The sequence below is a fragment of the Clostridium mobile genome (assembly GCF_018918285.1).
GTDB classification, from domain to species: Bacteria; Bacillota; Clostridia; order Clostridiales; family Clostridiaceae; genus Clostridium_AW; species Clostridium_AW mobile.
The window spans coordinates 262,332-275,506 of the sequence record NZ_JAHLQF010000003.1 but is presented as its reverse complement, the minus strand read 5'-3'; the positions used below and the strand labels follow the sequence as shown (position 1 = coordinate 275,506).

The 13,175-nt window shown below is 30.3% G+C and carries 17 protein-coding genes; 2 read left to right on the top strand and 15 right to left on the bottom strand.

Translation table 11 applies throughout. From position 1 onward, the window contains the following. Window positions 1–40: 40 nt before the first annotated feature. Together KQI86_RS13080 and KQI86_RS13075 are read right to left on the bottom strand one after the other, a co-directional pair. Entirely contained in the window at window positions 41–499 is a 459-nt protein-coding gene (locus KQI86_RS13080) for a DMT family transporter (protein ID WP_216439824.1), read from the bottom strand. An 11-nt stretch (window positions 500–510) separates the two neighbouring features. Then, on the bottom strand, window positions 511–933 hold the full coding sequence (locus KQI86_RS13075) for a DMT family transporter (RefSeq protein WP_216439823.1): 423 nt from the start codon (window positions 931–933) through the stop codon (window positions 511–513). A gap of 326 nt (window positions 934–1,259) precedes the next feature. Between KQI86_RS13075 and KQI86_RS13070 the strand changes: the two genes are divergently transcribed. Both KQI86_RS13070 and KQI86_RS13065 read left to right on the top strand, forming a co-directional pair. Continuing rightward, window positions 1,260–1,958: a cyclic nucleotide-binding domain-containing protein gene (locus KQI86_RS13070; RefSeq protein ID WP_216439822.1), complete on the top strand. Its 699-nt coding sequence runs from the start codon at window positions 1,260–1,262 to the stop codon at window positions 1,956–1,958. Window positions 1,959–2,038: 80 nt separating this feature from the next. Beyond that, window positions 2,039–2,731 (top strand): TraX family protein, encoded by a 693-nt coding sequence (locus KQI86_RS13065; protein WP_216439821.1) that lies wholly within the window; start codon window positions 2,039–2,041, stop codon window positions 2,729–2,731. Window positions 2,732–2,884: 153 nt separating this feature from the next. Here KQI86_RS13065 and KQI86_RS13060 read toward each other — a convergent pair whose 3' ends face one another. The 13 genes from KQI86_RS13060 to KQI86_RS20210 form a co-directional block, all read right to left on the bottom strand. Next, window positions 2,885–3,661: a peptidoglycan recognition protein family protein gene (locus KQI86_RS13060; protein ID WP_216439820.1), complete on the bottom strand. Its 777-nt coding sequence runs from the start codon at window positions 3,659–3,661 to the stop codon at window positions 2,885–2,887. Then, window positions 3,658–4,080, bottom strand: a complete 423-nt coding sequence (locus tag KQI86_RS13055; RefSeq protein ID WP_216439819.1) for a phage holin family protein — start codon at window positions 4,078–4,080, stop codon at window positions 3,658–3,660. Before KQI86_RS13055 ends, KQI86_RS13060 begins: the two co-directional genes overlap by 4 nt. A 189-nt stretch (window positions 4,081–4,269) precedes the next feature. Beyond that, window positions 4,270–4,980: an undecaprenyl pyrophosphate synthase gene (uppS, locus tag KQI86_RS13050; RefSeq protein WP_216439818.1), complete on the bottom strand. Its 711-nt coding sequence runs from the start codon at window positions 4,978–4,980 to the stop codon at window positions 4,270–4,272. Window positions 4,981–5,117: 137 nt separating this feature from the next. After that, window positions 5,118–5,732 carry a YdcF family protein gene (locus tag KQI86_RS13045; RefSeq protein ID WP_216439817.1) on the bottom strand — a complete coding sequence of 205 codons (615 nt, stop codon included), beginning with the start codon at window positions 5,730–5,732 and terminating at the stop codon, window positions 5,118–5,120. 149 nt (window positions 5,733–5,881) lie between these two features. Further along, entirely contained in the window at window positions 5,882–6,022 is a 141-nt protein-coding gene (locus KQI86_RS13040) for a hypothetical protein (protein ID WP_216439816.1), read from the bottom strand. A 1-nt stretch (window position 6,023) separates the two neighbouring features. Further along, the gene (locus KQI86_RS13035; RefSeq protein ID WP_216439815.1) at window positions 6,024–6,302 is read right to left on the bottom strand and encodes a hypothetical protein; all 279 of its coding nucleotides are present in this window, start codon (window positions 6,300–6,302) and stop codon (window positions 6,024–6,026) included. Window positions 6,303–6,320: 18 nt separating this feature from the next. After that, window positions 6,321–7,727, bottom strand: a complete 1,407-nt coding sequence (locus KQI86_RS13030; RefSeq protein ID WP_216439814.1) for an NHL repeat-containing protein — start codon at window positions 7,725–7,727, stop codon at window positions 6,321–6,323. 11 nt (window positions 7,728–7,738) lie between these two features. Then, entirely contained in the window at window positions 7,739–8,026 is a 288-nt protein-coding gene (locus KQI86_RS13025; protein WP_216440233.1) for a putative phage tail protein, read from the bottom strand. Window positions 8,027–8,129: 103 nt separating this feature from the next. Further along, window positions 8,130–8,276, bottom strand: a complete 147-nt coding sequence (locus KQI86_RS13020; RefSeq protein WP_216439813.1) for a hypothetical protein — start codon at window positions 8,274–8,276, stop codon at window positions 8,130–8,132. Window positions 8,277–8,288: 12 nt separating this feature from the next. Beyond that, entirely contained in the window at window positions 8,289–8,579 is a 291-nt protein-coding gene (locus tag KQI86_RS13015; RefSeq protein ID WP_216439812.1) for a hypothetical protein, read from the bottom strand. 15 nt (window positions 8,580–8,594) lie between these two features. Beyond that, a complete protein-coding gene (locus KQI86_RS13010) occupies window positions 8,595–9,761 on the bottom strand; it encodes a hypothetical protein (RefSeq protein ID WP_216439811.1) in 1,167 nt (388 codons plus the stop codon). Window positions 9,762–9,772: 11 nt separating this feature from the next. Continuing rightward, a complete protein-coding gene (locus tag KQI86_RS13005; RefSeq protein ID WP_216439810.1) occupies window positions 9,773–10,390 on the bottom strand; it encodes a YmfQ family protein in 618 nt (205 codons plus the stop codon). A gap of 3 nt (window positions 10,391–10,393) precedes the next feature. Beyond that, window positions 10,394–13,171, bottom strand: coding sequence for a pyocin knob domain-containing protein (locus tag KQI86_RS20210; RefSeq protein WP_246582803.1), 2,778 nt, complete (start codon window positions 13,169–13,171; stop codon window positions 10,394–10,396). Between the last annotated feature and the right edge of the window lie 4 nt (window positions 13,172–13,175).

The following is a 13,175-nucleotide window of genomic DNA, read 5'->3' as shown; positions in this document are numbered from 1 at the left end:
TTAATATTATTTTATATTTTTAAAATTAACAAGCTGGTTTTTAACAACCAGCTTGTTCTTTTACTAATTCTTTCTTATCTATATAAAAATTATATACAAGTCCTAATAATATAAGAATACTTCCTATAATCTTTCCTTTTGATACTACATTCATTGTTAAATAGTCTATTACTATACCTGTTCCAAGTTGTCCTATAAAAATTAATAAAGTTGAATATATAGTTGGAATCTTAGGTATTATAATATTAGAAGTTGCTACCACTATAACCCCTATTGCTCCTCCTAAATATGCCCATAAGGGTACCTTTTGTAGATCTCCAAAAGGTATATCTATTCCACCATATTTAATTAAAAGTACCACAGCAATGCCTATCAATCCTACAATATAATTTATAAAAGTTCCCTGGAGCACTCCAATCTTTTTTCCTAAACTAGAGTTTATTACCATAGATAAAATAACTAAAGCTCCAGTTATAAAGGCAATCATAATATTTATCATATCTCACCCTCCTAATATATGATCATAACAACTAATCCTGCAAAAATTAGCAAAAAACCAAATATCTTTTTTACATTAAACTTACTTATATCCATATTAAACAATCCAAAATGATCTATTATTCCTGACATTATTAGTTGTCCAAATAGACCTAATGACAATGTAAGAGCCGCTCCCAATTTATTAAATGATATGTTATTAAATAGTACAACAAAAATTCCAATAGCTCCTCCACTGAAAAGATATTTAGGAATTTCTTTTTTCAAGTTAATTTTTTCTTTTCTTAATAATAGTAATAAACTTATAGCTATAAGACCTACCACATGTATTATTAATACTGATTTATAATCTCCTACTCCTTTGGCTAAAACACCATTGATGGTGACCATGATTGTAATTAAAAATCCTATAATTACTGAACCTAGTTTATACATACATTTACTCTCCATTTCAATTATTTGTTCTTACTTAATGTTATAATATAAATAAAATTATATAATAGGACATATGTCATAATTTTATTAATTTATTTAGTTTATTCGATGACTACCATCCGTAATACTCCCATCTTCTACAAGTGGGAGATATTAGAGCTCTTGAGCTTCAGTGATTTAGAGTTCTTATGCTGTGCATAACGGATGACGTCCCTGGATAAGTTCTTCTAAGCTTCAGTTGGAGTAAGTATTCTTTTTAAGCAAACTCCATCTGAAGCTAAGAATCACTTGATATAAGTATAAATTTTAGTCTTGAGGTGATAGTTTTGCAAAAAATTACAGATAAAAATAAACTTAAATATTATATTGATAAGTATAATATTAAAGATATGTTTTTAAAGGATATGACCGAATATATGGAGCTATATATGTTCGATAAAAATGAGTATATATGCAAATCAAAAGAAAGACTAGAGTATTTTTATTTTTTAGTAAAAGGTAAAACTAAGGTTTATTTGTTGCTTAAGAATGGCAAATCCCTCTTATTAAGATTTTATAAGCCTTTAAGTATAATAGGAGATGTGGAAATTGTAAATGATAATTATACTCACTCAAATGTTCAGGTAGTAGAAAAAGCTTTATGTATATGCATACCCATGAAGATATTGCGCCAATTTGCCCTTGATGATACCTTGTTTTTAAGATACATAATAAATAGTCTGGGAGATAAATTAGATAAAAATTCAAAAGTCAGCTCTATTAATCTTCTCTACCCTCTAGAAAATAGATTAGCCAGTTATCTTTTAGCGGTTTCTTCTTCAAAGGAGGAATGGAGTGATACTATTAACGGAATTTCAACAGATAAGCTAACTGAAATGGCTGACCTACTTGGCAGCAGCTATAGACATCTTCATAGAACCATAAATAAATTATGCAGCGATGGAATAATTAAAAAAGATAAAAATTCTATAATTATATTGGATGGGGAAGCTTTAGAAAAATTAGCTGGGGATATATATGAGTAAAGTTTTTATATAAACTTTATAGAATCCTTAAAATTACCCTGTATCTTTATATTATTAATAAAAATACAGGAGGAATTTATATGAATTCAACTACTCTTAAAATTTTTGCTATTATAGCAATGCTTTTAGATCATATTGGAACTGTTCTTTATCCACAAGTTATAATTTTTAAGCTAATAGGAAGACTTGCCTTTCCTATATTCTGCTTTTTTATTGCAGAAGGATATTTAAAAACAAGAAATAAAAAGAAGTATATGTTAAGATTGTTTATTTGTGCTTTAATATCTCAAATACCCTTTACCCTTGCGTTTAGACAAGCTTTTGGGGAAAATTTTCTTGCACTGAATACTATCTTTGATTTATTTTTAGGACTTGTAGCTATATATCTTTATGATAATTCTAAAAGTAAATATAGAATTGCTTTTGTTTGGGTTATTGCCATTGCAGCTTTCTTCTTGCGTATAGACGGAGACTTTACTGGAGTATTTAGCATTTACTTCTTCTTTAAATACCATGACAGCTTTAAAGATATGGCTAAGAATCAAATATTTCTCATACTCGTGGCCCAATTAGCCTATAGTGCATATATGTTGCTATTAGGAGTACCAGTTCAATATCTATTATCCTTAGATATGCTTATGCAACTTTTAGCCATATTAGCATTAATACCAATAAAATTATACAATGGAGAAAAAGGCTTTAATATAAAATATCTGTTTTACGCTTTCTATCCAACCCATCTTTTGCTATTATATTTAATAAAGATAATGTAAAAAATCTAAAAGAATATAAAGGAATAAACCTAAATTTTTAATCTATGATTATTTTAATTTTCTCAGTTTTAATTGCACAAATTTTAATAATATAAAAACAAAAAGCCATGGATAAGTTTTCTCTTACCCATGGCTTTAACTTTAGCTTTAATTCTAATCTAGAACTTTTAAAACTATTTGATTTTCTGCTACAACTCTTCCCATGTCATTGTAGCCTTTAGCTTTAATTTTATAGTAGGCTCCTTTAGAAAAAGTGAACCCACCATTTCTTGTATTTATAACTTTGTTAATATTTTTAAATAACCTTGTATAATTACTATTAGGAGGTTTAATATCAAAGGCCCAGCTTGCTTTCTTATCGCTATCCACCCAAGCAAAAACTCTTAAAATATCCTTTGAATAATCTCTGATAATTAAATTTAATGCAGGCATACCTTTGTAATTTGAGTATGCTCCTCCATCTATACTTATATAGGAATGTTCTTTTACTCCATTCAACAGTTCCTCTAATGGGAAATACCTACCTGGACATGAGGTGTTGTAATAAGCCCTATGTCCCTCTACTTCCTCTATACTATATTTCTTCATCAAATATTTTATTAGTTCTATACCTGAATTGAGTTGAGCTTTTGGCATAGTTCTATCATTATCATAATCTCCTTCAAAGCACACTCCTATGCTACGAGAATTTTGTCCATAACAGTTAGCTCCTATAGCTTCAACTAGCCTTCCTTCCCATAAACTACCGTCTTTTCTTATATAATAATTATATCCTATCATGGAGTATCCCATGTTTATCATTAAATTATTTAACTCTTCAACGCCCCCATAGAACTGAGGATGATGAATTATTATCTTATTAGGTTTATTACCCCATTTTAAAGAACCAATCCTATTTAAATTAGTTTTAATTATCTTCAACTTAATCAATTCCTTATTTCTTTATTAGCTTTTTTATTACCTTCCTTTAACTGAGATAATGCCTCTAGTAGTTTTTCTGGAAGGGGGAGCCCTAACCTACCTGCATTTTCTAATATGCTAATCCCCTCATTTGCTATATAAAAATAACATACCAATGTCCTAAATACCCAAGTTCCATCATTTAATAATCTATCAAGTAAAACTGCAACAATGAGTACTACCATTATAGTGAACTTTCTTAAAAGACCCTTAAAGCCAACTTCACTGCTTAAATCCTTATATACCATTCCTCCAAGTATTCCAGTAATATAATCCAATATCATAAAAGATATTAACACTATAAGAGCAGTATCCCAAAATCCACAAAGATAAGTAAAAAATGTTCCAGCTCCTGCAATCACCCCATTAAATACTTCTTTTTTATCCATATCATCCCTCCTTGTTTTGAAAAAATAGGCAAAATAAAAAGACTGCGTTTCAGTCTTTATTTTGCTTTTTAGTTATTTAGTTTGTATCGTAATATAACTCTAAAGCGACGTAAATTTAGTTTTACATCGCTTAATAAGAAAATCGTGAATCAATTCTTTAAGTTTGGTTATGCCTTTTATTACCAATAATTATTCTTTTATTTGACCAAATCTACGTTCTCTTTTAGTAAATGCATTTAGTGCATTTTTCAATTCTTCTTCATTAAAATCTGGCCATAATACATCAGTAAAATAGAACTCAGTATATGCCATCTCCCATAATAAGAAATTAGATAATCTCTTATCTCCACCAGTTCTAATAAATAAATCAGGTTCAGGAATGTCCCATGTATCCAGATAAGAAGAAAACTCATCTTCAGTAATACTACTCAAGTGTTCTTTAAACAAAAGAATTTTATTAACTGCCCTTATTATTTCATCTTTTCCACCATAATTCACAGCTATTTGCAAATTTAAGCCACTACATTTTTTTGTTGCTTCTTCAATATTCTCAATCATTTGAAGAATATCAGTATCTAAACCATTTCTGTTTCCTATAACTTGAACACACATATTATTTTGAATGCATTCGTTTATTTTATTTACTAAATATTTTCGGAATAGATTCATAATTCCTTGAACCTCATCTTTTGGGCGGTTCCAGTTTTCGGTTGAAAAAGCGTATACTGTAAGATATTTTATTCCGAATTTATAAGAACTTTCGCAAATATCTTCAAGCCTTTTACTGCCTTCTATATGTCCCATTTTACGTGGCATCAGTCTTTTTTTCGCCCATCTCCCATTACCATCCATCATAATAGCAACGTGTTTTGGAATATTGTTATTTGCTTTCTCAATCATTTATTGTCCCCATTTCCAAATGCATTAATATGTTCTTTAAAGATATGTTATTTCACTGTTTCTTACGTTCTTGCTTTTTACAATCTTGCACTATAAATACTGCAACGAAAAAAAGAAAGTTGCGAAACAGTATAGTATTAGTGTCTTTTTATTTTAGTTTTGGTCATTACATAATTCTCCCACATATATATAGTAATAATATAAAGATAAGAGAATTCTCTTGGATAGTTAGATTTCTCCATTTGATATGTAATATTGAATTTTGATAAAAAATAGTTAGAACGTCTTAAATGCCAAGGAGAAGTTACTACCATTGCTGATGACCAATTTTTATCTACCATTATCTTTATTGAATTTTGTATATTTTGATATGTATTTCTTGATTTATCCTCTTTAATCAAACAACTATTTGGAATACCTAATGATTCTGCGAAATTAGCCATAATATCTGCTTCAATATATTTATTATAGACTCCTCCACCCGAACATATAATGTTATTAGTGTATCCCTTATTAAATAATTCAACTGCTTTTATAACTCTTTCTCTCATTATCGGAGAAGGCCTCCCGTCCTGTAATGCAGGAAAGCCTAAAATAATTATCACATCAAATCCATCCCTTTTCAATTTTGTTGCAGGAGACTTATAAAACAAAAGAGGATATAAGTTGATTAATACAAGGATTATAATAATAAAAATAAAAACACTTATTGCCATATACTTTAATAAAATAATAAGAATATTAGCATCCATTTCCTTTTTCACTCCATTCATTGCGTATAATTTATTTATACATGTTTCGCAATTTCTTACAGAACTGTCTCAATCCTTGTTAGAGAACATTATACCAAATATTATACTAATATGAAATAAAGAGTTTGGTATTAAATATATTAAAGAATTTAACTCGATGCTGTAGCATTTATCACTTCTGTTACTACTTCCTTTAGGTTACTTAATGCTGGCACCTGTTCAAGCTTATAAGTACCTACCATTATCAAGCTAACCCATACCTTAACTAATCCACTATTTTTATTAAACATACTATATTCCTCCATTCATTGTTGATATAAATAATGTAAGCTCTGCTAGAGCCTGTTTTGTAGCTTCATTTTCTGCTAACAACAATTCATATTTATCTTTTGGAAGTTCTATATATTCAGAATATAAAATACCATCAATAACTTTAAATTCTAATCTATAACCTTCTTTTTCTGCAAATATTTCATCTGTTTTAATATATTGAGCACCTAATTCAATAGGTGGTTCAACACCATAAATTAAATACACATTTCCTTGATTGTCATAAAAATAATATTTCATATAAATAGCACTCCTTTTTTAGTTTAATACAGTATAGCTTTGTTCTAATTTAAAAATAGTATTTCTAGCACTAATAGCTAAATTACCAAGTGTGTCAACGTCAATAGCCCTAATAGGTCGGTCGTAAGGTATTTCAAAATCCATCAAAGCAACACCATTAGAGGTTAGTTTTTTTATGTTATAGTATCCATTATTTGTGTATACATTAGATTCTTTGTCTAAAGTCAAACAGTTTGGTCTTTCTTTAAAACCAGAATAATCCCAATCCTTAACACCATCTACTTTTAACTTTGTAAGGATATCACCCATAATGTAACAACAATTATTAGAGTCAACAGCTAAATAATAAGCATATGTTTTATTAGTATATTCCCATATTAAAATCGAGTCTTTATTCTTTTTAACAGAGTAATTAGCACATGTATAAATATTATTATCACTATCTACATCAATACTTGCTATAGCTTTATTACTATGAATTGTCATAGTAACCTTTCCACTACCATCCGAGTTTATCCTTACAACATCACCATAAGCTTCATCAACATAAACCCTTCCATTAGGGGCTACAGTCAATACACTAGGCATACCAGTAATACTTAATTTCCAAATTTCCTCACCAAGTGAAGATATTTTTCTAATTGTTCTATCATTACCACAAGCATAAACATTATTATATTTATCTATAGCTATATCATGTATAGCACCAACAAACCCATAATATTCCCATAACAAAGTGCCACTTGGAGATATTTTTACAACCTTTGATTCACGAGCGTCATATGTGTAAGTGTTGTTTTCACTGTCACTAATAACTTTACCAACAGGGGATAAAATATTATTGGTGACAGTAAAGTCCCATAAAACACCAAAATTAAATTGTAAACTAGAAGCAGGTATTTTTTTACCTACACCATATCCCGTTTCAATCTGACCTATCTTGTTAGCCAATGTAGGGAAAGTATCAGAAGGACTCGCAGGAACACCTTTAGCTGTTACAGCAGTTGAGATAGACTTTTTTCCCTCATTGGCAAATTGAAAAACCTCATTAATAGCACCTTTAAGATTTTTCTTAGTGGTTTGTAATGTTTCACTCCCTATATCTGTCTTAATTTGAGCCAATTGCGACTCAACTGTAGCTCCTGAACTGGTCTTAATATCACTTGCACTTAGTGCAATATCTACGGACAAAGGCTTGCTGTTAATTTTTCTACCTGTAGGTACTGCCCCTATATCAATAGCAGCTAAAGTAACCGCTCCAGTCTTCCCATTTACAGAAGTCACTGGTACTTTTATATTTGATGCCTTTGTATCTACTTCTTTTATTTTTTGATCAATTATATCTGCATTGTAATTTAAGTCTTCAATATTAACTACATCTGTACCCTCTGGTTTTTTAAGTCCATAGTTAATTGTAGTTTTCATTATAATCACCTCTATTCATATGCCTTTAAGCCATTCCATGATTTGTTTTTATCATCATTCCAACTTAATTTCTTTTCACTTAAGTGATCCCAAACTGTATAAATGTATTTAAAATCATAGGATAAATGAGCTGGTTTTATATTGTCTAATATACCCTTAAAACCTGATAAGTTTTTTGGTATACCTCTAACTCCTATAAATTGCACTGTAAAAGAATAGCTTTCAGGGTGTTCTTTTATTTCCACTTCTCCACCGCTGAAAGCCTCTGCTGTTTCTTTTATAAATTTTTTAGTTACTATGAATGCACTTCTTTCTCATCAATAAGCTCTTCATTAAAAAATTATGCAAAATAAAAAGACTGTGTTCCAGTCCTTATTTAGCTTATGTTGCAATAATACTCAATTATGAATTTATAGCACTTAAAATCTCTGCTTTCTCTTCCCCCGTTAATTTAATATACTCTTGTAGTATATCTTCTGCATTCCTATTTTCTTGATCCATTCTTGACTTTATTGCATTAACAAAAATAGTTTTCTTCCATATTGGCATATATTATTTCTCCTACATTCCTATTATTTTAGCCATTGCTATACTTAAAGATTCAATTTGTTGTTTTAACAAATCAACTTCGGTTGGCTGTTTGAGTTTATTTTCTATTTCTTCTTTAAACATTAAATATTCTTCTTCTGTTATTTCTATAATATCCTCGTTTTCTTCATAAGTATCATTATATATAAATACAGATTCATTTTTATCATAATCTACAGACTGTGAAAATGGTTTAATAGAATCTATAATTAAACCTTTATAATCAACATTTTTATCCATAAAATTCTTTACTTTTAAGAACATAAAAACACTCCTTTTTTAATATATTGTCCTACTAAGTGTACTAAAGTATATAGAAGGTTTTAAATACTCATCTATCATATTATACTGATTAGCATAACTTACACGTCCTGAATATAATTCTACATAAAATGTATGGTCATATCCAGGTATCCTTAAATATAAATAATTATTGTCATATCCATAAGTGTCCGCAGTACGGTATTTAGCAGTATGAGCTGTGGCATCTATTACAGTACCACCCGTGGTATATGTTCTTACATAGCCATCACCAGTAGCCTCAACAACAAATTCATTCCTCCCATTATCTACCAAACATTTATGGCTCTTACTTTCTCTATTAGAAGAAAAATACCCCAAATTTGAATATTTAAGCACGCCATCTTTAGTAATTCCTAACATGTCTGGATTACTACCAAATAAAACTACATGACCTCTATACATACTAAATATAGCATAATGTATGCTTGATGCTGATGTGTAAATTTTAGTACTATTTACTAAAACATTATCAAGGTTATATTTTTCTATATACACATCTTTGCTATCTACAATTTTTATAGTTACAAACTCACCATTTTGTGTTATATACCATTTAAAAAGGTTGTCTCCTTTTCTCGTTATGTCTAATATTCTACTTCGTAATTTAATTAAGTCTATAACTGCTAATTTATTTATGGAATCTACTAAATTGATTACTGTTGGGTTAATAGGAACGCTTCCACCTTTGGAGTTAACGGCGTTCCTTATATCATCTTTTGCATTAACTCCAGAGGTAAAATTTATTTTTGCCATCTCCGTTAAAGACTTCCCTCTCAATTCAGCCGGCAAAGTAGTATCATTTATATTTCCAACTTCTGTTTTCGTCGCTTTTTGAGCCAATTGTGACTCAACTGTAGATCCTGAACTTGTCTTAATATCATTTGCACTTAATGCAATATCTGCGGATAAAGGCTTATTATTAACTTTCCTGCTCGTAGGAACTGCGCCTAAATCACTAACTGCTAAAGTAACTGCTCCAGTCTTCCCATTTACAGAAGTCACTGGAACTTTTATATTTGATGCCTTTGTATCTACTTCTTTTATTTTCTTGTCAATTACATCTGCATTGTAATTTAAGTCTTCAATATTAACTACATCTGTCCCTTCTGGCTTTTTGAGTCCATAGTTAATTGTAGTTTTCATTATAATCACCTCTATTCATATACTTTCAAATCATTCCATGATTTAGCTTTAGCATTGGTCCATGTTAATTTCTTTTTATTCAAATAATCCCAAATCGTATAAGTGTATTTAAAATCATAGGATAAATGAGCTGGCTTTATATTGTCTAATATATCTTTAAAACCTGCTAGATTCTTTGGTATACCTCTAATCCCTATAAATTGTGCTGTAAAAGAATAGATTTCATGGTGTTCTATTATTTTCACTTCTCCACCGCTGAAAGCTTCTGCTGTTTCTTTTATAAGTTTTTTGCTTACTGTACCATGCCCTCGCTTTTGAGCTTTTATTACTTCTCTTCTTTCTTCGTAACTCTTACTTATATCTATGTTAATTCCATATTCTTTTTCCCATAAGGTTAGTCCCCATGTAGCATTATCAATAAAGCATTGTTTAAGCAAATCTTGTATATTCCAACTCAAAAGTCCTAACTCATATCCCACCACATCATCTATTATCTTAAACTCTTTAATTTCTCTTAAAATTGGAGGTAGATAAGCTAAAAGATTAGGTCTATATAAATCTATTTCCTCTTCTGATAATGATGGTTTTTCTCCGTATTTAGTAGTACCATACTTTATAGATCCATACATAGCCTACACCCCCTTTAAATCATTCCAAATTACAGAACCTTTTTTCATATATTTGCTATCACTTTCAGATTTTAAATAACTATCCCCTTGTTTAGCTATTTGTTTCCAACTGCCCCAATTATTCGAATACATATTTCTTATATATATTCTCTCATCATTATTTAAATAATTTACAACAATTTGTGTACAACCTGCATTAGGCAATACAACTAGCGTTAAGGCTTGCTGAATGGGAACATTCTTCATAGTAACTACCTCTGCATTGGCAGGATTATAATAAATCCCTTCGGCTGTTATATTATTAAAATCTGTGTTTGCAGCTAACTTTGTTGCTTTTAATAGAAAATCACTAGCATGTTTCCCATCTACTGTGTCAGCGTTTCCTCCATTAGCTGGCAGGCTAGATGGAAAGTCTGTTACTTGAGCTTTAGTGTGCGTATGCGTGGATGGGTTAAAGCTACTTGGCTTTCCTGTTACACCTGCCCAAGTTACACTATCGGCAACCTCTGCCACATCAATCTTACCATTACTGTTTTTATCGTAGATAGATTTAAGCATATCTCCATACCCAGCACTTTCTAACTCCTGTTTTGTTGCAAATTTAGAATTTGCTTCAATTTCAGTGTAGTATCTGTCATCAAAGTTAATATCTTTAGTAAGTTGACTTAGTTTTGTTGGCAAATCACTAAACTTAGCTATCTTGGTCCAAGTACTCCAAATACTAGCATCATTACTTTTTGAATATCTATAATACATATCTGGATTTGGGTTCACTGCACCTGCGAATACTATTTGTCCTGAAAACTTTCCGTTAGATATATCCCAAGGCATAACAATTAAATACCCATCATGGTTTAGCGGATAATTTTGAACACCTGCTTTTACGTTATAAAAACCACCTAATGTGTAGTTATTTAAGTCTTTAGTTGTACCCTCTATTCTCTCTAAAGAATTTCTTTGTACAAAATCACTAATATTTTTTCCGCCAACTGTATCAGAATTAACCGCACTATTTACTTTTACTGCTTTTATAGTTGCTACATTGTAATCCCACTTATTATTCCACGTTGTTCTTTCAGCAGCAGTTATATGTTTTACGTTATCGGCTGCGTGTGTATCAAATTCTGTCTTGGTAGCTTGTTTAACATTATCCACATTACTTAATTCCACATCACCTTTAGTGGTTCCATGAGGATTAGTTCCTAAGGGATGAGTATATACAGTCGCCTCTGTTCCATTTATTTTAATATTCCCGTTGGTGCTGCTATTTTCTACTTTAGTGGCTCCTGTAGCTATTCCATCTAATTTACCTTTATAGTTATTATCAAAATCATTAGTTGATAGCCCTTTGCCTGTCGCTTTGTCAACTTTATTGCTTACAGTATTCCATAGTGTTCTCTCATTGGATGTTATATGCTTTATAGAATCTGAAATGTGAGTTACAGAAGTATCCCATGCATCTAACAATGCTTGTGTAATTTTATCTAATACGGATTTATTGCTGTGTTCATGTCTTTTACCATAGGCTTCATTCCAGTTAGTTCTTTCAGCTGCTAATATATGCTTTATTTCATTGCTGTCATGGGTATCTGTGTATTCTTTAGCTGTCTTAAGAGCATTATCTGCTTTAGTCTGGGCACCTGTAGGTGTTTCTTTAGAATTCCAATTAGCTTTTTCTGTATCACTCACAAATCTTTTATTTGCATTTTCAACTATAATATCAGCGCTGTGTGTTGAAGGATGAATATACTTATTTGCTCCCTGCTCTACTCCCGCAAGTTTATTTTTATCTGCAGTGGTATAATCTTCTGTACTTAATTGTTTTCCTGCTACTTTATCAACCTTTCTACTTAATTCATTAGTCATTGTTACAGCAAAGTCTGCATCATTATTCAACGCCTTTGCTATCTCTTGTAAGGTATCCAAGGCTTCAGGAGCGGTTCCTATAACATCCTTTATCTTTTGTAGAACTTCTTCTTTAGTAAATACCTGTTCTTTTAAATATCTTTTATTTAATTCAGTATCTACATAAGTTTTATTAGCTTTTTTATTTTCTAAATCAGTATCTTTAGTCCTTAATCCTTGTATTTCAGCATCATTAGTAGTTTTATAAGAATTTAAATTATCATTAGTTATATTAAGATTATCAGACAATAACTTTTCGCTAGTTACAGCTCTATTAACTTCTGCGTTAAGATTATCTAATAAATTTTGTTCAGAAGCTTTCGCTCTAATAATCTCATTATTTAGATTCTTATTTGTTTCACTAATATTACTAGCTAACTTTTCTTCCGCTGATTTAGCCCTATTAATTTCACTATTTAGATTATCCGTTAAAACCTTCTCTGCATTTTTAGCTCTTCCTATCTCTTCATTTAAATTTTTATTTATATTTTCTTCAGATTTAGTCGCTCTTTCAACTTCACTATTTAATGCTTTCTGAGTATTAACAATACTTTCCTGAACTTTATTTATATCTTCCGCTTCTATGGTATCACCAGGAGTTTCATAGGTAATATAGGCTTTATCTACATTTCCATAAAGACGAATTATAGTTTTCCATGGGGTAGTACTTGGAGTAGACAATATAAAGTTTTCTAATTTTTCTCCCGTTAATTTTGATCCAGCATAAACCCTTACACTAGAACTGCTTGCATTATCATGTCCTAGCTCTCCTTCATAGACTCCATCTTTTAAACTAACTTCCTCTTCAATTACATAGGTGTTGCCATCAATCTTATTTAGCTTTTCTGTAAACTTATCTATATCATTAGGATACATATTT